The organism is Aliivibrio sifiae (assembly GCF_002954705.1).
Taxonomy (GTDB): Bacteria; Pseudomonadota; Gammaproteobacteria; order Enterobacterales; family Vibrionaceae; genus Aliivibrio; species Aliivibrio sifiae_A.
In genome coordinates this window covers 257,069-279,637 of sequence record NZ_MSCO01000002.1, presented here as the reverse complement: position 1 = coordinate 279,637, position 22,569 = coordinate 257,069, and the positions used below count along the sequence as shown (strand labels likewise).

Genomic DNA, 22,569 nt, shown 5'->3' with positions numbered 1-22,569 from the left:
TTTTTTATACAAAAACTTATGTATAATCACGTACCTTCGTGCATTATGCATAAGTTTTTTTTCATCTATTGTAGAGCTAAAATGAACTATTTAACGACATTCTTTAAAGGTATGGCAATGGGCGCAGCTGATGTTGTTCCTGGTGTATCTGGTGGTACAATTGCCTTTATTACTGGTATTTATGACACGCTTTTAGAAAGCATTCGACGTATAAATCCTTCTATCTTCGGATTATGGAAACGCGAAGGCTTTAAAGCAGTATTTGCTCACATTAATGGTTTTTTCCTTATTTCTCTTTTTGGTGGCATTTTAACGAGCATCTTAACACTCGCAAAATTCATCACATGGATGCTACACACGCACCCTATTCCTCTATGGTCTTTCTTCTTTGGTTTGATCATCATCTCAATCATTCATATCGCAAAACAAATTGAGAAATGGTCATTAGATCGCTTTGTTATGTTATTAGCGGGTGCCGCGTTTGCTTATAGCATTACGGTACTAAACCCAATGACGATGACACCATCAACCTTTACTTATATTCTTGCTGGTTCAATTGCAATTTGTGCGATGATTTTACCAGGGATTTCAGGCAGCTTCATTCTTCTGCTTATTGGTATGTATAGCCCTGTGCTTGGTGCTGTTAAATCTCTTGATCTAGTGACTATGGGATTATTTGCTTCAGGTTGTGTCATTGGTCTATTAAGTTTTTCTCATGTTTTGTCTTTCTTACTAAGAAGATTCCGAGACATTACCTTAATCTTTTTAACGGGGTTAATGGCCGGCACATTAGGAAAAATTTGGCCTTGGAAAGAAGTCATTGAATGGCGTACAAATTCAAAAGGCGAGTTAGTACCTCTAATTGAACACAACCTCTCTCCATTTAACTATGAGCAAGTGACGCAACAACCTGCGCTTATTGGTTTTGCTGTTGTTGGTGTTATTCTGGGTATCGGTTTAGTGGTTGGCTTAGAAATGTACGCAAAGAAAAACGAGAAGTAATCTTCTAATTTGCATATATAAAACACTATCAATACAAAAATGGCGATTAAGAAAAAGAGCGATGCCTCTCTATCTTAATCGCCATTTTTATAGCGAAAATTAATCTCACTTAATACCGTAAGATTGAATAAAAATAGACGTCACCGTATCAACCTTACTCTTCATCACATCACCTGTCGGCTCAGTGTCCAAATTCATGACCTGAGGCCAAAAGAACAACCCTTGAAACAAACTGACATAGACATCCGTCATTAATTTGGGATCGACTTGTTTTAACCTTCCCGCTTCAATTGCTGCACTAAACCATTGAGTTATCGCGCGAATACTATAGATATTTTTAATTAAGTTTTTTGCCATTTCTGGTTGGCGTAAAAACTCCATAACGATGGTACGAGCGAGCGCAATACCATAGGTTTGATAAAGTACTTCGATTTCTTTATACGCAATCTCATTTAGCTGCTCTTTCGTACTTTTTCCCTCATCAAATTGATAAGAAACGTTTTCGTTTACTGAGTCATTAATAATGGTTAATACCGATTCAAATAACACTTCTTTGCTTTCAAAATGACGATAAAGGGTACGTTTAGACACTTCAGCCGATGAGGTAATTCTATCCATATTGGCAGAAAGAAAACCATGCTCAATAAATTCTTCTTTAGCAGCATTGATTATATCAAGGTGCTTTTGCTGTGAGCGTGTCAGTTTTTTCATAGTCCCTCCATCAATAAATTCACTTCATTCTACTCGTTCAGAATAAAAATGTATACGCGAGAGTTTACTTTTAAAGATTTAACTCATAAAATAAACTCTCGAGTTTACTTTTAAAGATTTAACTCATAAAATAAACTCTCGAGTTTACTTTGTGTAATTAAAAAATAATTTGCTCGACTAATTTATATTCAACCAACTACTCTTTTCATGAGGAATGAGTCAATGAGCTCACGTATTTCGACTGTAATGTTAATGAAGAAAACCGCACTGGTTATCAGCCTTGCGATTGGCACACTAATGATCTCTGGTTGTGATTCAAACGAAGCACAATTAGAAACAGCAAAAGTCGACACTATTCGTCCTGCACTTATTGAAGTGATTAGCCCAAGTATAAATACGCAATTACATTTTAACGGTGTTGTACGCTCTGCCGAACGTGCTGATTTAGCTTTTAGGATGAATGGACGTGTTATTAACGTACTTGTTGAAGAAGGCCAACAAGTAAAAAAAGGACAATTACTGGCGCAATTAGATCCTCGTGATGCGAAAACCGCACTAGAATCAGCGCGTGTTGAATATAAAAATAGCCAAGCAGAATACAACCGTGGCAAAGCAATTTATGAAAAAAGCCAAGCCATTTCTAAAAGTGATTTAGATACGTTAAGTACTCGTTTCAACTTAGCAAAAAATCGACGAGAAGAAGCAAAGCGTCAATTAGAGTACACCCAATTAACCGCTCCTTTTGATGGTATTGTTGGTCGTAAGATGATCGACAATCATGTGCAAATACAAGCAAATATCCCGGTATTGACTATTCATGATCTTGATAACTTAGAAGTGCTTATCAATATCCCAGACAATGTGATGCTAGGTGAACTGAAAGGATCAGAAGCAATAGCTCAGATCAGTGCAATTCCCAATGAGCGTTTCCCTCTTGTACTAAGCACTTATGGCACCCAAGCCGATCCAATAACTCAAACCTACCCAGTGGTACTTACATTTAAAGACCTAGGTGGTTTTAATGTATTGCCGGGGATGACGGTAAAAGTTATTCCTGTGTATCCAGAGAGAACAGCAGAAGAAAATGCATTAATTACCGTGCCTTTAACGGCAATAGTTCCAAACAACAAAGGTGGTCAATTTGTATGGGTTGTTGATGCACAAAACCAAGTACAACAACGCGCGGTTAATGTTGGTGAATTACTGACAAACCGAGTGGTTATTACTCAAGGCTTGAAAATGAATGAGCGCATTATCATTGCCGGTGTCACCAGCATTAAAACCGACATGATCGTAAAACCATATTCTGAACAATCAGCAATGAGTCACGGGGAATAGAAATGGACATTGCACGTTATACTATTACTAAACGTACCTCAGTGTGGGTGCTTATCACTCTGATCTTATTTGGTGGTTATTTAAGCTACTTAAAACTAGGTCGCTTTGAAGATCCTGAGTTTGTCATTCGCCAAGCAGTCATTAATACCCCTTACTCTGGTGCTACTGCCCAAGAAGTATCTGACGAAGTGACCGACATTATTGAAGGGGCCGTTCAATCACTTCAAGAAGTAAAAGAAGTTAAATCCGTCTCTAAACAGGGAATGTCTGAAGTAACGGTTGAAATCAAACTTGAATTTGCCCAAAGCCAAGCCGCTTTACAACAAGTATGGGATAAACTGCGCCGTAAAATTGGGGATGCACAGCGACTATTACCACCAGGAGCAAACGCATCGATTGTTAATGATGACTTTTCTGATGTGTACTCACTGTTCTTTGCCGTAACAGGCGAAGGCTTTAGTGACAAACAACTGCAAGATTATGTCGATGATTTGCGCCGTGAACTTGTTCTTGTCCCTGGTGTTGCAAAAACAGCAACACTAGGCGAGCGCCAAGAAACCATTTTCGTTGAAATGTCGAGCGAGCGTATGGCACAATTTGGCGTCTCTGCTGAGAAAGTGTATCAGGTACTACAAAAGCAAAACATCGTAACGGTTGCCGGAAGTATTGAAACGGATGCAATGCGTATTCCTGTGATCCCAAACTCAGGGATTAACTCAATTAATGACTTAAATAACCTACAAGTAAACCTTGGGGATAGTAATACTGTCCTTCGTTTAGCTGATATTGCAACGGTTACTCGTGGCTACCAAGAACCGACCTCTATGCTGGTTCGCTACAACGGTGAACGTGCTGTGGGTTTTGGTATTTCAAACGTATCAGGCGGTAACGTGGTTGATATGGGCGATGCTGTAAAAGCGCGTATTGCAGAGCTAGAAGGTCAACGTCCATTAGGGATAGAGATGAATGTCATTTCTATGCAATCGGATTCGGTTCGTGCGTCGGTAACTAACTTTATTGATAACCTCATTGCCGCTGTTGTGATTGTATTTGTCGTCTTACTGCTATTTATGGGGTTACGCTCAGGCATCATCATTGGCTTTGTTTTGCTACTAACGGTTGCAGGTACATTATGCATCATGTTAATCCAAGACATCGCAATGCAAAGGATCTCTTTGGGTGCATTGATCATTGCATTAGGCATGCTGGTAGATAATGCGATTGTCGTGACAGATGGTATTTTAGTACGCTTACAAACCACTCCAAATAACAGCCGTGATGAGATCGTTTCAGATGTCGTTAATGCAACTAAATGGCCTCTTCTGGGCGGTACGGTTGTAGGTATTTGTGCCTTCAGTGCTATCGGTCTTTCTCCATCAGACATGGGCGAATACGCAGGGTCTCTGTTTTGGGTGATTTTATACTCAATGCTATTAAGTTGGGTATTTGCGATTACAATCACGCCAATGCTATGCCACGATTTTCTAACCGTGAAAGCAATAGATAACCAAGCACCACCAAGCCGTATTAGCCAACAATACCGTCAATTATTAACTTGGGTACTAGCGCATCGCGGTATCAGCTTAAGCCTTTTACTGATTGTTTTATTTACTTCTATTTATGGTGTTCGTTATATTCCACCTGGCTTTATGCCAGAGTCTCAACGCGCTCAATTTGTGGTTGATGTGTATTTACCGCAAGGTTCAGACATTAAGCGCACAGAGCAAACTATTGCGGTCATAGAACAAGATGTGAAACAAAAAGAAGGCATCACGAACATCACGAGTTTTGTTGGTGGAGGCGGTTTGCGTTTTATGCTGACTTACTCACCAGAAGCTCGCAATCCAAGCTACGGTCAGTTATTGATTGATATCGACGATTATAAAAACATTGCGCCTTTGCTAGTTGAGCTACAAACAGAGCTTGATGAAAAATACACCGATGCCTCGATTAAAGTCTGGAAATTCATGCTAGGTCGCGGGGGCGGTAAAAAAATTGAAGCTGGATTTAAAGGACCAGATAGCCATGTATTGCGCCAATTAGCAGAGCAAGCAAAAGCGATCATGCTTAATGATCCACAATTGATTGCTGTACAAGACGACTGGCGTCAACAAGTGCCAGTGCTGCGTCCTCAGTTTTCAGAAGAAAAAGCACAACAATTTGGATTAACCACACAAGAGATAAATAAAGCTATCGCTCAGACATTATCAGGGCGAAACGTTGGCGTTTATCGTGAAGGTAATGACTTAATTCCGATTGTGGCTCGCTCACCAGAAACAGAGCGTAATCATCAACGTGCGATAGAAAATACAGAGGTCTTTAGCCCAACAACCGGCAGTTTTATCTCAGTAAGCCAACTAATTGAATCATCAAATTTAGTTTGGGAAGATGCGATTCTACGCCGTATTGATAGAATGCCGACAATTTTAGTGCAAGCTGATCCTGCACCTGGAGTACTGACTGCTGATGCCTTTAAACAAGTGAGAGAGAAAGTTGAAGCAATAGAACTACCATCTGGATACCAATTGATTTGGTACGGGGAATATAAAGCCTCTAAAGACGCTAATGAAGGATTAGTTATTTCGGCACCTTATGGGTTTGCAGCGATGATCTTAGCGGTTATTTTCATGTTCAACGCACTACGTCAACCATTGGTTATTTGGTTAACCGCACCACTTGCGATCATTGGTGTATCAATAGGATTAGTCATATTCCAAACGCCGTTTGAGTTTATGGCGATACTTGGGTTCTTAAGTCTTATTGGTATGATGGTAAAAAACGCAATCGTACTTGTTGACCAAGCGGATGTTGAAGTAGCAAATGGAAAGCACCCTTATAATGCGATTATTGATGCGTCATTAAGCCGTGCAAGACCAGTGTTACTCGGAGCACTAACAACCATACTTGGTGTTGCTCCCCTGCTTATCGACCCATTCTTTAAAAGTATGGCAGTGACTATTATGTTTGGTTTGTTGTTTGCAACCATACTGACATTAGTGGTTATTCCACTCTTTTATGCAATGTTCTTTAGAATCAAGGTAAACCACTAATTGAAAATTACTAAATAACAGGCATAAAAAAGGAGCGTTTAATACGCTCCTTTCCTTTATCTAAAATCTACATAAGCAGTTAGCGCATCAAATTAATGATGGTTTGGCTCACGTAAATAGATGATCCAGTAACCCATACCAACGAAGATACCACCACCGATAATATTACCAATTGTCACAGGGATAAGATTATTAATGACAAAATTATGTAATGTTAAATCTGCGAAATCTAATGCTGTATAACCACTCGTAGCCCAGAATTCTGGAGAAGCAAATGTTTTGATACCTACAGCCATTGGGATTTGAAACATGTTTGCGATACAGTGCTCAAAGCCCGCTGAAACAAACATAGCAACAGGAAGAATCATTACTAAGATTTTATCCGTTAATGTACGACCTGAGAATGTCATCCATACACCAACACACACTAAAACATTACACATAAGGCCTAGCGCAACCGCCTGCCAAAAACCGTGATGCAATTTATGTTGTGCAATTTTCATGGTATTAATACCAACAGCACCACCATCACTCATGTATTGTTTTGCAACTAGCATGATGCCAACTAGCAGCATAGCACCAATGAAATTACCAATATAAACAACAGCCCAGTTAGCGCATAAACTTTTCCAGCTTATTTTACCGCTTGCACGAGCAACCAATGTTAACACCGAACTGGTAAATAGTTCACCACCAGTAACAACTACTAAAATCAGGCCAAGACTAAAAGCTAGACCACCAACAAAGTGAGTCATCCCCCAAGGCATATCTTCAGCACCAGTGGTTACCGTAGTATAAAATATAAAAGCAATACCAATGTGTATACCAGCGGTAATGGCTAATAAGAATGATTTAAATGGATCTTTAGTTGCTTTTGCTACGCCAACTTCAGCAGCGCGTTCAGCCATTTGTGGCGGTAATAAAGAGTCGAACTGGTTCATAGTAGAAACATTTTGATACAAGTGAAAAGGAAATCGGATAATCCTCCTATTTTGTATGGAATACAAGCGATTTTCGGACTTGCAAGCATTTAAAATGAGAAAGTTTACAACGACCTGACAAATATAAAAAACGAGACCTAGTTCACACTCAATAAGTAAATATAAGATTTATATTTTGATATCTATCTTATCTTTATAACGACGATCTTCTTTAAATCTTCTCTCATACAAGATAGGTTTTGAGGGATAATTACGTCGTTCTTCCTTTTTACGTAACTCTTCTTGGTACGTCCCATCAATATCCACAGTTTCTATAATTGTTTCGTCTGAGTTTGGTAAGGATTTTTTATCCATAATTGTCCCTCCCTTTCTATTACTCTCCCATCATCTAAGTCACCAATACTTAAATGTTATCTATATGTTACTTTTAACATAACAAGGACAATTAACCAAATGATCATTGACGACACCTGTCGCTTGTAAAAATGCATAACAAATAGTGGATCCCACAAATTTGAAACCACGCTTCTTTAAGTCTTTACTTAATTTATCCGACAACTCTGTCGTTGCGGGTACTTCAGCCATTGTTGTCCAATGATTTATAATCGGTTTATTCTCAACATAACTCCATAGATACTGAGAGAAGCCACCAAACTCTTTTTGGATTTTGATAAATGCATGAGCGTTAGTAATAACCGAATTAATTTTTAATCGATTACGTACAATGCGTGCATCTAACATTAAAGCTTCTACTTTTACTTGATCATACTGGCTGATTTTTACAATATCAAAATTATCAAATAACAATTGATAGCCTTCACGTTTCTTTAAAATAGTCGACCAACTTAAACCTGCCTGTGCGCCTTCTAAGGTTAAGAATTCAAATAATTTACGTTCATCGTAAACTGGCACACCCCATTCATTATCATGATAATTTCGATCAAGATCCGATACTTCAGCCCATTCACATCGTTTTTTGTTCATTTCTCATTCACCTTTGCTTTAGGTTATTAACTAAGCTCACATTACCACAACAAGTATTCTATCCAGAATTTACCTTATGTTACCATTTACATACTTTCTCTTTGAACGATTATCCATATGAAAATGCTTACTTCTACAATTAAAATTTTAATGGTAATCGCCTTATTCATTATTGGTTTCTTCTTCTCAGAATTAACAACATTAATAAAAAGTCATCTAACTCCACAAGTCACTGTTGAGGAAAGCTGTCAGCTATCTAGTGATATTTGCGCAAAAAACGGCGTCCAAATTAGATTAGAAAGAGACGTATTAACGCCTTTAGAGCCTAGCGCGATTACCGTTAACTGGCCAAATTCTACAACTGAAAATATTATTGTTTCTCTTGAGGGGCTTGATATGTCAATAGGAAAACCTCTCTTTCAATTGCATAGAACAACAAATCAAACCTATGAAGGCGAGATTCTATTGCCAATATGTACCCAAAATACCATGACATGGGTTGGAAGCATCAGTAACGGTTCAAACTCAGTTCCTATTTCATTAAAGGTCGTACAATGAAAAAATTCATACTTATTATCGCACTCATCCTATTAGGATTTGGCGCTAAGCAAACCTATCTATCCTATTCAAAAGCAGACTCAACACTCTACGGGTTAGAAAATAAAAAAATCGATCTTTTTGACCTTAGTGATCCTCGTATCCGCATCGTTTATTTTGGCTTTACTCGTTGTCCTGATGTATGCCCAACCTCTCTTGCCATGCTTTCTGGAGCATTAAATCAAATAAACAACAACACACTAACTCAATTTCGTCCAATATTTATTACTCTCGATCCTGAAAGGGACAGTCCTGAGCATTCCGCCGAGTACGCTCACTACTTTCATTCCTCCATCGAAGGTAGCTCTGGATCTATAGAGGCAGTAACAACATTAGCTGATCGCTATAACGTTATCTTTCATAAAACAGAGCTCGCAGACTCTGCTTTAGAATATACGATTGACCATTCTTCTTATTTTTACTTTTTAAAACCCGACGGTACATTAATAACAAAAGTACCCCACACCACGACGCCAGATCCAATCGTAGAAACAATACTTTCTCTTTCACAATAATTGACCACAACCCTTTAAAGGAATATCTAATGAAAAAAACAATCTTTGCTCTAAGTGCACTGTTACTAAGTTCAACCGCTTTTGCTCAAAGTGAGTTAGTTATTGAGAATCCATACGTACGTGCAACTCCACCGAATGCGGTAAATAGTGCAATCTTCATGACAATTAAAAATGGCGGGGATAAAGATAGAACACTGGTATCAGCCACAACCTCAGCCGCAAACAAAGTTGAGTTGCATACTGTTATAAAAACTGATGGCATGATGAAAATGCGTGAAGTTGAATCAATGACAATTGCAAAGAATGCTGACACGGTTTTAAAGCCGGGTGGATTACACATTATGCTTTTTGAATTAACAGGCCCGTTAAAAGAGAAAGAATTTATTGACGTAACACTAAACTTTAAAAATGGTGATAAAGAACAGTTCAAAGCACCAGTGAAAAAAGTAATGGCTGGAATGAAACACAAAATGTAGCCGTAATCTGGTTTAGTATCATAATGTCTTCCTACTAAATCAAAATGTCTGATTAAAGATATATATATTCTAATAGACCTGTCAAACTGCATCTCATTACCTATTAACGAGATGCAGATCACATGTATTATCTATTACCTCTATTTACCGTCCTGATCTGGGGTGGTAACTCTATCATCAATAAAATGGCTGCATCGGCTATAGAACCAAGTGCTATGAGCTTTTATCGTTGGGCATTTGCAATGCTTTTATTGACTCCATTTTGTTTGCCTTCTGTCATAAAATCTCGTCATGTTATTCGCCCTTACCTTTCTAAATTGGCATTTTTGGCGCTACTTGGCATGGTGTTAAACCAATCTTTAGGCTATTACGCCGGTTTAACAACCACTGCATCTAACATGTCATTGATAACTTCTTTAGTGCCGTTAATCAGTATTTTTCTTAGCTTACCTTTATTAGGTAAACGTATTTCTAAATTAAGTATTGTTGGTGCGGTAATCTCATTGGCAGGTCTTACTTTTATGCTTGGTCATGGTGATATTACGTTCTTTTTACATCAACCTATTACAGAGGGCGATGGTTTAATGGTCATTGCTGCGCTTTGCTACGCAACTTATTGTGTATTACTAAAACGTTGGAAAATGCCAATTACAAGTTGGCAGTTAATTTATATGCAAGGTGTATTTGCAGTGGCTATGCTCGCTCCACTATGGCTAACTAGCGAGAATTTATTACCAACAGAAAGTTCTATCCCTCTCATTATGTATGCTTCAATTGCCGCTTCTATTTTAGCGCCTTGGATGTGGGTAAAAGCCATTGATGTTATTGGCGCAGAATCAAGTGCGATGTTCATGAACTTACTACCAGTGGTTGCTGTATCACTTGCTGCAATCCTGTTGGATGAGAAGATTGAGAGCTATCATTTAATGGGCGGGTTAATGGTTATCTCTGGTGTGATCTTAGCTCAAATTAAAACCAAAAAAGCCAAACAAGAAGCAAGCTTACTTATCAAAGCGTAATTATTATTAGTCGTAAAATGATATAAGAAAGCCGACTGTCTATAAGTCGGCTTTTTTGTGGGTATTCGTTAGTTATTACTGAAGAATTATACCAATCACAGTAAGTAAGTGAACAGGACTAGCGAAGGAAAAATGCTTGAGAACAAGACGAATTTTTTTGATAAGTAGTTATTCTACAATCAAAAATTTCAACGCAGTTATCTAGCATTTTAACCAGTTAGGATGATCAGTTATTTACTACGATTGGTATTAAATGGAGATTAGTTACTCACCATTTCATGATGCTTAGTCAGCTGCTTAGTCAGCTGCTTATACAGGATGTCTTTTAACTCCATGCGCTGATGTTTAAGTTGATTCATGTTTTCATCATCAATGGGACTTCCTGATATCTCTAACTCTCGAATGTCATAATCCAATTGATGGTATTTTTGAAGTTCAACTTTGAATGCGGGATCGTCATGATTTAGCTGAACAATGTCTAATTTAAGCTCTGGAAAATCTAAGATAAAAGCATGGTTTTCATTTAGCATTGGCATTTCCTTTTCTATTAGATTGTTTACCAGTATAGGTGTAATCCATCTAAAGAAATGTGGTGCATCACGCAAAGTTAATCTTAATCATCCGCTAATTGATCTTCATGCTTTGCCACTTTATGTCCATCTTCAGTGCAGCCTTCTTTCCAATAACTACTGATATAAAGATCATCTTTATCGACTTCTTTTTCGTTACGGAAATACGTACGAAGCTGTCTCATTTGATTAAATTCGCAAGCACTCCATACAGCAACTCGGCCTACTTTCCATTCTTGTGATTGCACAATATCCGTTAAGCTAGTCGTATCAGATTTTAGTACCCACACAACCTCAACACCTTGTGGCTTAGTTAACTTCTGTTTATCTGATTGATGGTTAATTTCAATCACAGCGTAGCCTACCACTGTTGCTGGTAGTGCTTCAAGCTTTGCAGACAAAGCAGGTAGCGCTGTCATATCTGCCACTAAAAAGAACCAATCCGCATTATGATTAAGCCCTTTGATACAACCAGGACCTGCGATTGAAATCGTATCACCATTTACGGCATTCTGAGCCCAAGCAGAAGCAAAGCCGCCTGTTTCAGCACTCATCACTGTATTCGCATGGTGATGACGAACGAAATCCACATCTAGCTCATTTTGAGCTTGGCGTAAATGGCGAACAGTATAAGTACGCATCATTGGTCGAGTCCCTTCTTCTATTCCAGAAAGATCCGTGCCGCCATTTTCATTAAACATCAGTTTGATGTAACCGCCTTCACTTTCCATGTCAAAATTAGAAAGATCTTTGGCTTTAAACGTAATGCGCTGCATGTTTTCAGTTAGTTGAGTACTATTAATAACCGTTAATACGCGTGGTGAGGGTTTCTTATTCATTACTTAATCCTTTATTGACCGTAGTACATACAAATACGCTGTCCATTAACTTCATGGATATCAAATTCAGTTTCGTATATCTCTGATAACACGTCTTTTCTGATCACTTCTGCAACGGTGCCGTTAGCAACTACTTTGCCTTTTTTAAGTGCCACAATGTTATCTGAATAACACGACGCGAAGTTAATATCATGAATCACTATCACTACGGCTTTTCCTAATTCATGAGCCAGCGTTTTAATGTTTTTCATGATTTGCAATGAATGCTTAATATCTAGATTATTTAACGGCTCATCTAAAAACACATAATCAGTATCTTGTGCAACTACCATAGCGATAAAGGCCAATTGACGCTGACCACCACTTAATTGATCTAAGTATTTGTTCTGAATAGATTCAAGATCCAAATAATTAATCGCCTTATCCATCACTTCATTATCATGCTTTGTTAGTTTGCCTTGGCTATAAGGAAAACGTCCAAATGCCACAAGCTCACGCACCGTAAAGCGCATGTTTAAATTATTTGACTGTCGAAGTACAGCCAACTTTTTCGCTAAAGCTTTTGTATCCCAATCCACCACTTCTTGGTTTTCAATAAGCACACTGCCACTGTCTTTGGCTAATAAGCGGCTTGCCATGGATAGTACGGTACTTTTCCCAGCACCATTAGGTCCAATGATCGACGTCACTTCACCTTTAATAAAAGAAGCAGAAGCTTGATCAACCACTTTTTGTTGACCAAATGATTTAGATAGTTGAGATAATGAAATCATACGTTTCTCTATTGAATTTTTTGTCTAACTAGCAGTGATAAAAAATACAAACCACCGATAAAATTAATTACTACGCTTAATGTTGTTTCAAACTTAAAGATGTTTTCGATGGCCCACTGCCCAGAAAGCAACATAGACATCGCCATTAAACTGCTGCCCAATAACAAAGTTCGATGACGGTAAGTATGAAAGAATTCTTTAGCTAAGTTTGCCACTAATAAACCAAAGAACATCACAGGACCAACTAACGCTGTAGATACCGAAATTAGAATCGCCACTAAAATAAGTACGTGTTTAGTTACCTTACTTACATCAACACCTAAACTTATGGCGTTATCATTATCAAGCCAAAATACATCAAGGATAGCCGACATTCGGAACAATACCCCACTAATAAGCAATAAAGGAATAACGCAGAAATACACTAACTCTTTATTAATATTATTAAAGCTCGCAAACATACTTGATTGAATCGACGCAAAATCATTTGGATCAACCAACATCATGAAGAAAGAAGATATATTCGAGAATAATTGCCCAAAAATCACACCAAGCAATAATAAGGTAATTACATTACTGTTGCTCTTTTTAAAGTAAAATCCAAATAACAATAGGGAAAAACCGACCATTATCACAACTGACATTGCAAAGTTAACGAAAGGATTTAATAGAAATACACTGAAACTACCAAAGATCACGACAACGAGAACTTGTGTCATCAAATACAAAGCATCAAAACCCATAATACTTGGTGTCAAAATACGGTTATGCGTAATGGTTTGAAATACCAAAGATGACTGTGCAATCGCAATACTGGCTAAGATCATCGCTAATACTTTAGGTACTCGGCGAGATAAAAAGTATTCATAATTGGATGCATCAAGTCCAATACCAATAAACAGAAACGTAAATAAAACGGTAATGAAAGCCAATGCCGTTAATTTAATTGAATCAGACATTTTGCTTTCCTTTCATGATGAAGAAAATAAACACTACGCCGCCAAGAATACTGATGATCATCGAGATTGGAATTTCATAAGGGAAGATGATCACACGGCCTACTACATCACACACTAAAATTAGAATCGCGCCAACAATAGCTGTTAATGGGATATTTTTACGTAGATTATCACCGTAAAATTGTGCAACTAAGTTTGGAACTATTAAGCCAAGGAAAGGCAATTGACCAACAATCATAACTACCGTTGCTGACATAACTGAAACTAAAATAATGCCGAGAAATAGGATTTGCTTATAATTCAGACCAATATTGGTAGCGAAATCTTTACCCATACCAACCGCAGATAAACGAGTGGCATACCAGTAACTGATGACAGAGATTGGCACTGCAATATACAACAGCTCATAGTTGCCTTGAAGAATGTTGGCAAAATTAGCCACGGTCCATGCTGAAAGGTTTTGAACTGCATCATATTTGTAGGCAACAAATGTCGCAGCAGAAGAGACTACATTACCGAAAATAATACCAATTAATGGTACATAGATAGCATTTTTAAATTGAATACGATGAATAAATTGAATGAAAAGAAGCGTTCCACCAATTGCCATAGCAAAGATTAAAAATAAGTTATCACCATGTCCAAAGAAAACTAAGCTCAAAACATAACCAAACATCGCACACTCTATGGTGCCAGAGGTTGAAGGGGCTGCAAATCGGTTTTGACTGATCTGTTGCATGATTAAGCCTGCAATACTCAGACCTGCACCTGATAATAATATAGCTAATAAACGCGGAAAACGGCTTACTACAAGTAACTCTAACGCTTCTGTATCACCACGAAAAATGGCCGACAAAGATAAGTCAGCCACACCGATAAATACAGAAGAAAAACTCAATACAATAAGAACAAGCAATAACTTTTTCAAAGCTAACCTCAGCCTGCACAAAACGTGCTATTTCAAAGAAACAACACGCTTTAAAGGAGAATAAAAAAATAAATTAAAGATGAATAGACTGTTTTACATCAGCAATCATTTGATCTGTTGCCGTAACACCTGCAATTGCTAGGTACCATGCATTAATATCAAGGTAAGTTAGACTGTCGTTTTTATAAGCATCAGTAGCTTTAACCAATGGATTAGCAAACTCTTCACGTGTACGACTTTTGTCTTTATTAATTAGCTTATCTTTATCTACAATCAGAAGGTTTGATGGATTTACATCATGGATAAATTCATAAGAAACTAAATCACCATGGCGAGATTCTTTAATTCCTTCTACCGCTTCTTGAAATCCGAAATCTTTATAAATAGAAGAAAAGCGTGAGTGAGCACCAAAAGTCGTGATATTCCCGCCAGCACTCATTACTGTTAACGCAGCAACATTATTTTTTTTGTTGTGTTCAGCAATCGCTTTGAACTCAGTATCTACACTAGCAATTTTCTTTTCTACTTTATCTTGGATTTCAAAGACATTGCCTAGCATGCGCCATTGTTGCTGTGTGCTTTTCCAATAACTATTTGAATCAGCGGTAAATACTATTGTTGGTGCGATTTCAGATAACTCTTTATACGCTTTAACCGCACGAGAACCAATAATGATCACATCTGGATTCTGCATATAAATAGTTTCAAAATCCGGTTCATTTAAACTGCCAGAAGACGCAAACTCTTTCGCTTTATACTTCAAAAGATAGGAAGGCATTGTCGTTGCTTGAGTAACCGCTACAGGTTTAATACCAAAATAGTCAATTGCATCTAATGTTCCTGTACCAATAACAACCACACGCTGAGGTTTAGTTTCAAGCGTCGTTTTACCTAATTGGTGAGAAACGGTAATGGTTTCTGCATAAGAAGACGCAGAAAACATCAAACCAAATAACATTGTAGCGATACTTTTTTTCATATTCTTTACACTCAAGTGATAACCATTCGTATTTAAGTTATTACTATAATGAAAATCACTCTCATTCGCTAGAATAAAAAAGTAAAGATTGTAAAGGCGCACTATATGTAGGGATAAAGAAAAAAATAATGTCAATGTGCGCTATAGAAAAGTAGATATGACAGGTAATTATAAAATATTTAAGTATTAAAAAAGGCCATTATTGGGGAATAATAATGGCCTTAAAAAATACATAGCTTGTTTACTTTAGTGTAAGTGTCTCTTCGTTACTTCACATGAAAGAGTCTCATGATCAAATAAGAAGCGAAATGCGTGAGAATTGAAATACTTCCCATCACTCCATAGAACTTCACCAAAGATCTTGCAAAGATCCATGTCTGATGCAGAACCTTTCTTATCGATTAGTCCAATAACAGATAAAACTTGGCTCTCTATATCCTTGGGACAGTTTTTAATTGACCATTTATGAGTCATACTCATTTTTTCCATAATAACTAGCCTAATGTGTTTTTATTTTATTGTGAATCAAGTCACGTAAGACAGTTTAACTGAACCGTAACTTAAAACCAAGCTTTTTGTGACTTGAGTCTCATAAAGTAATAAAAACGATTAGTAATAGAACTATTAACAATCAATTCTTATAAATAACACACTTAAATCTTCACATAAAAAAAACATAAAAAAAAGCGAACCTAGATAGACCCGCCTCATTATAATACTTTAGTATTACCTTAACCGCATGAGATTTAAGGGTATTTTTCTTCTAAAAAAGCCATGATATCTGATGATTCATACATCCATGTTGTTTCACCATCTTTATCAATGCGTAAACACGGCACTTTTACACGTCCTCCACCCGCTAATAATTCAGATCTATGCTGTTCATTATTTTTTGCATTACGCAGCTCGATCTTTAGCGATTGACGCTTAATAGTTCGACGAACCTTGACGCAAAATGGGCATGCTTCAAATTGGTATAGTGAATAGTTCGCCGTTTCTGCGTCTATTTCTATTTGTTTCGCTGGGTCACGCTTTACACCTGAAGGTGAAAATACACAATCCAAACCTAAAATGACTTTTCCAAGCACGAAACGAATTAATTTCATGTTTACTCTCCTAGTAATGCAATTTTAATGATTATAATTTTTATTTCTTTTTGAAGTACGTGGATTGTAACAGTTTCATTTCATTGAACATACAAAAAAACCCCAAGTAGAGGAAACTCTAAATGGGGCTTTCATATTAAATCACTTTTACATTGGCTTATTCGAATTCAATTAAGTTACGCTTATATTGCTCATGTTGCTTACGAACTTTTTCTTCTGGTTCACCCGTTAGTTTACTTACTGCGATAATAGCAACAGTGGCAAAGATGATCCCCGGAACAATTTCGTACACATCAAACATACCACCCGTTAACTGCTTCCAAATAACGATAGTTAAGCCACCTACAACAATACCAGCAAGTGCGCCGTTACGATTCATGCCTTTCCAGTACAAGCTTAAAATAATAGCAGGACCAAACGCAGCACCAAAGCCAGCCCATGCATAAGAGACCAAACCAAGTACCGAACTGTCTGGGTTCATCGCTAGTGCAAGTGCTATCAGGGATAAACCAACAACAGCAAAACGACCTACATTAACAATTTCTTTGCTTGTTGCATCTTTCTTAACTAATTGTTTGTATAGATCTTCAGACAATGCAGAAGAAGACACAAGCAGTTGTGAATCCGCAGTACTCATTATTGCTGCTAAAATCGCGGCTAATAGCACACCCGCAATTGCTGGGTGGAAAATCGCATTAACTAATAGCATGAAGACTTTCTCACCATCGATCACTTCACCACTCATTGAACCATTAACATAAAGCAAACCAACTAAGCCAACCAATACCGCTCCAGCCATTGAAAGAGCAGTCCAAACAACAGCAATACGACGAGCCGTTGTTAATTCTCTATTTGTACGAGACGCAAGGAAACGAGCTAAAATATGCGGCTGACCAAAATAGCCTAAACCCCAAGCAACCAAAGAAACAATCGCAACCATACTTAATGGGTTACCATCCATGCCTGTCCATAATGTCATCAACTCTGGATTGATGGCTGTTAAATCTGAACTTAGTTGGCCAAAGCCACCTTGCATTGCTGCGATTGGAACAATCATTAATGCAGCAGACATTAATAATCCTTGAACTAAATCTGTCCAAGCTACCGCTAAGAATCCACCAAATAAAGTGTACGATACAACACAAAGCGTTCCGATCACGACCGCAACTTTGTAATCAAGACCGAATACAGTTTCAAATAACTTACCGCCAGCAACTAAACCTGAACTCGTATAGAAAAGGAAGAAAAGAAGAATAAACAATGCAGAAATTGTCTGGATAAGTTTTGAATTATCATTAAAGCGACGAGATAAAAATTCAGGTAAAGTAAGCGCATCATCGGTTGTGATACTGTACGTTCTTAAACGTTTAGCACAAATCAGCCAATTCAACCACGTTCCTAATAATAAACCACCAGCAAGCCATAATGACTCAAGTCCTGCCGCATAAGCGTATCCAGGTAAACCAAGCAACAACCAGCCACTCATATCAGAAGCACCTGCAGACAATGCCGCAGGCCAAGGACCTAATGTACGACCACCTAAAAAGTAATCTGATGAACTACTCGTTCGCTTATATGCGTATACACCAATGGCAAGCATCATTATCAGGTAGGCGATAAACGTACCTGTAATGGCAAAATTATTTTCTATCATTTTATTTCCTTTATTTGATTTGGCAGTAAATTTAACGTCGTTACTACTATGTATGAGCATCAAGGCCCTATTGTTATGGCGCAATAACGACGATGGGGCATTTAATTATTAACTTTTTAGTGGTTACCGCCTCCAAGTTCTAGCAGAGTTGCGTTACCGCCGACTGCTGTCACATTTATTGTTCGAGTACGCTCTGTAATAAAGCGTAGAACAAAATGGGGGTCAGTAATGTTTGCTAAACGTTCTTGATCTGTTTCTGCGATCAATTGCGCTAATAATCCATCTCGTTTTGCTAATTGTTGATTAAGCTCTATTTCTTTTTGTTTACTTCCTACAAAGCAAACCCCCGCTAATCGAACATCATCAACATCTGTTTCTGTGGCATTTACCTGTTGAACCGTTAATTTAGGCACATTTGCTTGATGCAAACCTTCAACGATCACAGAGGCAATCATTGCCTCCTCATTTTGAAGGGCAACAATAATAGCGTTTCCAGCGGCCAATGCCGCAGTTATTTGCCCAACAATAGCAACAACTGATGCTTTATTATCCGATGTGATGTAAAAAACACCTCTTGGAGCCGTATAGAGTTCGTTACTTTCACCTGTTGGCCCCGGCATCAACTCTGTTTCAGCTATCAAATTCAATGCTCTTTGGCATTGAAAGTGCACCATTTTTGCAGCAAGTACACCAAAATCAGGATGTTCAGCTAAATGATTTGACCATTGAAGTAGCTTTTCTACACGTTGAGAAAATGAATGCTCTGCCCACTCGGCATGACCTTGAGAAAGAGCAGAATCAATAATCTGAGTAATAGTTGTCATAAGGTTCTCCTTTCTCATTTATTCGATACAAAATTAGATACAACCGCTTGGGTATAACGGAATAAATAGCGTGGTCCCCCCGCTTTCGGCCCTGTCCCCGATAACCCTTGCCCACCAAATGGTTGTACTCCAACAACCGCTCCAACTTGATCACGGTTGATATAACAGTTGCCTACCTTAATACTTTTCTCAATGCGGCTGTAAGTCACTTCATTACGACTATGAATTCCCATTGTTAAGCCAAATCCTGTTGCATTTATATCTGTAACCATTTGATCTAATTCACTCGCTTTAAAACGCACAATATGGAGTATTGGACCAAATTGTTCATTTTCTAACTGATTAATAGAATCAATTTCAAATGCGCTTGGTGGTACAAAATCACCTTTTTCTGACCAATCAGGCAGTGTCGCTTGAGCTATAAGTTTTCCTTCTTTTGTCATTCGCTGAATATGCGCGAATAGCTTTTCTTTTGCTTTTGCATCAATCACTGGACCAACATCAGTGCTATGAAGCTCTGGTAAGCCGACACTCAGCTCAGTCATCGCACCTTTAATTAAATTAATAATACGTTCGGCAATATCTTCTTGAACAAACAATACTCGAAGTGCTGAGCAACGTTGACCAGCAGAAGCAAAAGCGGAACGAACAACATCTCGAACGACTTGCTCTGGTAATGCTGTGCTATCAACTATCATGGCATTTTGACCACCCGTTTCCGCAATAAATGGAACTGGCGAAACACCTTCACTTTCAAATGTGCGATTAGCCAATGTGCGATTAATTAACTGAGCCGTTTCTGTTGATCCCGTAAAGGCAACACCGGCAACGCGATGATCTGACGTTAATGGGGCACCTACCGTTCTACCATCCCCAGGGAGTAAGTGAACAACTTGTGGTGCAATTCCTGTCTCTAATAAGAGTTCAATCGACCGCACTGCAATTAATGAGGTTTGTTCCGCGGGCTTTGCAACCACAGTATTACCAGCAACCAATGCAGCAACGACTTGACCTAAGAAAATCGCAAGCGGGAAATTCCATGGGCTAATACATACAAATACCCCACGACCTTGGCGTGCTATCTGATGTGAGATATCATCAAAACCGACAATGGTTTCTGGCGTAGTAAAGTTTAGTTTTGCTTGAACCGCGTAATAACGACAAAAATCCACCGCTTCACGAACTTCATCGATACTGTCATGAATGGTTTTCCCTGCCTCTTTATGACACAACGCGACAAGTTCAGGCATATTTTCTTCAAGTTTATCAGCCAATGCATTCAAATAATCAGCACGATCTGTCACTGGAGTTTTCTGCCATGTAGGGAAATAATCATCCGCTACCGTTAATGCTGTAGAGACCTGTTCTTGTGAACTCCATACTAATGAACCAACATTATTACTACGATCATACGGAGACGTAATTACATGAAGTCGAGACTCTCCATCCTTGATCATGCTTTCATAATCTCGAACATTATTAACAATAGCCCCCCCCTGCCAATAAGTCTTCATTTTCGCTTTTATAGCCACTTCAAATGGATGAGCTTCACTCTCTACATCAAAATTAATGCTATATGAATTTTTACGATCAGAGAAAATATGTGGCGGTAACGGGATTAATTGATTATCTAATGATGGACACGCTAATAGAGTATCAACCGGATGCTCTGTCAAACTTTCAATTGGGCAATTTGCATCAACTAAACGATGAACAAACGAACTATTTGCTCCATTTTCAAGCAATCGACGAACTAAATACGGCAATAGATCTTTATGACTCCCCACTGGCGCATATATTCGCACGCTGCGGTTAAACATATCCATAGCATGATCGTATAACGCATCCCCCATGCCATGTAAGCGCTGGAATTCGAACTCATCATGCGTTGCCATAGAAGCAATCGCTGCCACAGTGTGTGCATTATGACTGGCAAACTGAGGAAAAATATTGCCTTTAACGTGATCGCTTAATAGATAACGAGCACAAGCAAGGTAAGAAACATCTGTCGCCTCTTTTCTTGTAAATACAGGGTAACGAGCAAAACCAAATTGCTGTGATATTTTTAATTCTGTATCCCAATATGCTCCTTTTACTAAGCGAAGTGGGATCGAATCACCCTGCTCTTTTGCTAACGCGGTTAACCAAACCAGCACTGGTAGTGCGCGTTTTGAATACGCTTGAACGACAATACCAAATTTACCCCAGCCTTTAACGATATCGCTGCTATACAGTTTTTCAAATAATTCTAGCGACAATTCTAAACGATCGGCTTCTTCTGCATCAATCGTGATACCTACATCTAATTCACGAGCACGTTCAAGAAGCTGTAAGACTGACTCACACATTTCTCCCATTACACGGGCTTTATTCGCCATTTCATAACGAGGGTGCAACGCCGATAGTTTAATAGATACGGTAGGATCAGGAGAGCCTGCAATATTAGCAGCACGCCCCACACTCTCAATTGCCACAATATAATCTTTAAAATACTTATGCGCATCAGATTGCGTTAATGCTGCCTCTCCTAACATATCGAATGAATAGGTATAGCCTTTATCACGCATAGGCTTACCTTTCTTCTGCGCTTCTTCAATCGTTCTGCCTAATACAAACTGATGTCCCATGATCTTCATCGCTTGATTCATTGCTTGACGGATCACTGGTTCTGAAAACTTATTAACTAAACGACTAATGGCATTAGAAGGTGAACCATCAGATTTAACGTCCATACTCACTACTTTACCAGTCAGTAACAGCCCCCAAGTTGATGCATTCACAAATGTAGAATCTGAATTTTTAAGATGTGATTTCCAATCAGCAACACTTAACTTATCACGAATAAGTGCATCTGCCGTTGCCGCATCAGGGATCCTCATTAGGGCTTCGGCAAGGCACATTAATAAGATACCTTCTTTAGTATCTAAGCTATATTCCAATAATAGAGCATCTATCATCTGTACTGCTTGTTTATCGTTACGCACTCTTTGAATAAGTTCAGCGGCTTGTTCTCGCATCACCTTAGCTTCATGTTCACTAGGTTGAGCTAATGGGACCAGCTCTTTTAACCATTTGGCTTCATCTACCATATAAAGAGGAGAAATGGTTGACCACAACGCAGCTAATGGTTGATCAACAATGGACGACAACAATACATCTTTCGCTTGAAACATACCTGTTCCTCTTATTAATCGGATCGTTATTAAGGCTAATTGCGAAAGAGTCTATTTTCTATTTGGATAAAATACTTGTCAAAACCTATGATTAAATTGCTAAATCGTCCATACGGTTACAAAATGAGAACA

At 38.3% G+C, this 22,569-nt stretch carries 22 protein-coding genes; 7 read left to right on the top strand and 15 right to left on the bottom strand.

Annotation, left to right across the window (positions count from 1 at the left end; translation table 11 throughout):
* Positions 1-81: 81 nt before the first annotated feature.
* A complete protein-coding gene (locus BTO22_RS12265) occupies positions 82-1,002 on the top strand; it encodes a DUF368 domain-containing protein (RefSeq protein ID WP_105055769.1) in 921 nt (306 codons plus the stop codon).
* Positions 1,003-1,107: 105 nt separating this feature from the next.
* Here the strand turns inward: BTO22_RS12265 and BTO22_RS12260 are convergent, their stop codons facing one another.
* Positions 1,108-1,713, bottom strand: a complete 606-nt coding sequence (locus BTO22_RS12260; protein WP_105055768.1) for a TetR/AcrR family transcriptional regulator — start codon at positions 1,711-1,713, stop codon at positions 1,108-1,110.
* A gap of 222 nt (positions 1,714-1,935) precedes the next feature.
* Here BTO22_RS12260 and BTO22_RS12255 point away from each other — a divergent pair, with 222 nt between their 5' ends.
* Both BTO22_RS12255 and BTO22_RS12250 read left to right on the top strand, forming a co-directional pair.
* Entirely contained in the window at positions 1,936-3,051 is a 1,116-nt protein-coding gene (locus tag BTO22_RS12255; RefSeq protein WP_105055767.1) for an efflux RND transporter periplasmic adaptor subunit, read from the top strand.
* A gap of 2 nt (positions 3,052-3,053) precedes the next feature.
* The gene (locus tag BTO22_RS12250; protein ID WP_105055766.1) at positions 3,054-6,101 is read left to right on the top strand and encodes an efflux RND transporter permease subunit; all 3,048 of its coding nucleotides are present in this window, start codon (positions 3,054-3,056) and stop codon (positions 6,099-6,101) included.
* Between the two features lie 92 nt (positions 6,102-6,193).
* Here the strand turns inward: BTO22_RS12250 and focA are convergent, their stop codons facing one another.
* From focA to BTO22_RS12235, 3 genes are all read right to left on the bottom strand, one after another.
* Positions 6,194-7,042 carry a formate transporter FocA gene (gene focA / locus BTO22_RS12245; RefSeq protein ID WP_105055765.1) on the bottom strand — a complete coding sequence of 283 codons (849 nt, stop codon included), beginning with the start codon at positions 7,040-7,042 and terminating at the stop codon, positions 6,194-6,196.
* A 168-nt stretch (positions 7,043-7,210) separates the two neighbouring features.
* Positions 7,211-7,396, bottom strand: a complete 186-nt coding sequence (locus tag BTO22_RS12240; protein WP_105055764.1) for a hypothetical protein — start codon at positions 7,394-7,396, stop codon at positions 7,211-7,213.
* Between the two features lie 60 nt (positions 7,397-7,456).
* Positions 7,457-8,026, bottom strand: coding sequence for a DNA-3-methyladenine glycosylase I (locus BTO22_RS12235; protein WP_105055763.1), 570 nt, complete (start codon positions 8,024-8,026; stop codon positions 7,457-7,459).
* Between the two features lie 117 nt (positions 8,027-8,143).
* Between BTO22_RS12235 and BTO22_RS12230 the strand changes: the two genes are divergently transcribed.
* From BTO22_RS12230 to BTO22_RS12215, 4 genes are all read left to right on the top strand, one after another.
* Positions 8,144-8,584, top strand: coding sequence for a hypothetical protein (locus BTO22_RS12230; protein ID WP_105055762.1), 441 nt, complete (start codon positions 8,144-8,146; stop codon positions 8,582-8,584).
* Positions 8,581-9,138, top strand: a complete 558-nt coding sequence (locus tag BTO22_RS12225) for an SCO family protein (RefSeq protein WP_105055761.1) — start codon at positions 8,581-8,583, stop codon at positions 9,136-9,138. Before BTO22_RS12230 ends, BTO22_RS12225 begins: the two co-directional genes overlap by 4 nt.
* Before the next feature lie 29 nt (positions 9,139-9,167).
* Complete coding sequence (locus BTO22_RS12220; RefSeq protein WP_105055760.1) at positions 9,168-9,614, top strand: copper chaperone PCu(A)C; 447 nt, start codon at positions 9,168-9,170, stop codon at positions 9,612-9,614.
* Positions 9,615-9,736: 122 nt separating this feature from the next.
* A complete protein-coding gene (locus BTO22_RS12215; RefSeq protein WP_105055759.1) occupies positions 9,737-10,633 on the top strand; it encodes a DMT family transporter in 897 nt (298 codons plus the stop codon).
* 260 nt (positions 10,634-10,893) lie between these two features.
* Here the strand turns inward: BTO22_RS12215 and BTO22_RS12210 are convergent, their stop codons facing one another.
* From BTO22_RS12210 to putA, 11 genes are all read right to left on the bottom strand, one after another.
* Complete coding sequence (locus tag BTO22_RS12210) at positions 10,894-11,163, bottom strand: YdcH family protein (protein WP_105055758.1); 270 nt, start codon at positions 11,161-11,163, stop codon at positions 10,894-10,896.
* 83 nt (positions 11,164-11,246) lie between these two features.
* On the bottom strand, positions 11,247-12,041 hold the full coding sequence (locus BTO22_RS12205; protein WP_105055757.1) for a siderophore-interacting protein: 795 nt from the start codon (positions 12,039-12,041) through the stop codon (positions 11,247-11,249).
* 11 nt (positions 12,042-12,052) lie between these two features.
* Positions 12,053-12,814, bottom strand: a complete 762-nt coding sequence (vctC, locus tag BTO22_RS12200; RefSeq protein ID WP_105055756.1) for an iron chelate ABC transporter ATP-binding protein VctC — start codon at positions 12,812-12,814, stop codon at positions 12,053-12,055.
* A gap of 8 nt (positions 12,815-12,822) precedes the next feature.
* Complete coding sequence (locus BTO22_RS12195; protein ID WP_105055755.1) at positions 12,823-13,773, bottom strand: iron chelate uptake ABC transporter family permease subunit; 951 nt, start codon at positions 13,771-13,773, stop codon at positions 12,823-12,825.
* Entirely contained in the window at positions 13,766-14,701 is a 936-nt protein-coding gene (gene vctD / locus BTO22_RS12190) for an iron chelate uptake ABC transporter permease subunit VctD (protein ID WP_105055754.1), read from the bottom strand. The genes BTO22_RS12195 and vctD overlap by 8 nt, the downstream gene beginning before the upstream one ends.
* A gap of 73 nt (positions 14,702-14,774) precedes the next feature.
* The gene (locus BTO22_RS12185) at positions 14,775-15,680 is read right to left on the bottom strand and encodes a siderophore ABC transporter substrate-binding protein (protein WP_105055753.1); all 906 of its coding nucleotides are present in this window, start codon (positions 15,678-15,680) and stop codon (positions 14,775-14,777) included.
* A 246-nt stretch (positions 15,681-15,926) separates the two neighbouring features.
* A complete protein-coding gene (locus BTO22_RS12180; RefSeq protein WP_005423266.1) occupies positions 15,927-16,154 on the bottom strand; it encodes a hypothetical protein in 228 nt (75 codons plus the stop codon).
* Positions 16,155-16,426: 272 nt separating this feature from the next.
* Positions 16,427-16,786: a glutathione S-transferase N-terminal domain-containing protein gene (locus tag BTO22_RS12175; RefSeq protein ID WP_105055752.1), complete on the bottom strand. Its 360-nt coding sequence runs from the start codon at positions 16,784-16,786 to the stop codon at positions 16,427-16,429.
* A 157-nt stretch (positions 16,787-16,943) separates the two neighbouring features.
* Positions 16,944-18,440: a sodium/proline symporter PutP gene (gene putP / locus BTO22_RS12170; protein WP_105055751.1), complete on the bottom strand. Its 1,497-nt coding sequence runs from the start codon at positions 18,438-18,440 to the stop codon at positions 16,944-16,946.
* Positions 18,441-18,556: 116 nt separating this feature from the next.
* Positions 18,557-19,264, bottom strand: a complete 708-nt coding sequence (locus BTO22_RS12165) for an aldehyde dehydrogenase family protein (RefSeq protein WP_105055750.1) — start codon at positions 19,262-19,264, stop codon at positions 18,557-18,559.
* 14 nt (positions 19,265-19,278) lie between these two features.
* Positions 19,279-22,437 (bottom strand): bifunctional proline dehydrogenase/L-glutamate gamma-semialdehyde dehydrogenase PutA, encoded by a 3,159-nt coding sequence (gene putA, locus BTO22_RS12160; protein ID WP_105055749.1) that lies wholly within the window; start codon positions 22,435-22,437, stop codon positions 19,279-19,281.
* Positions 22,438-22,569: the final 132 nt, after the last annotated feature.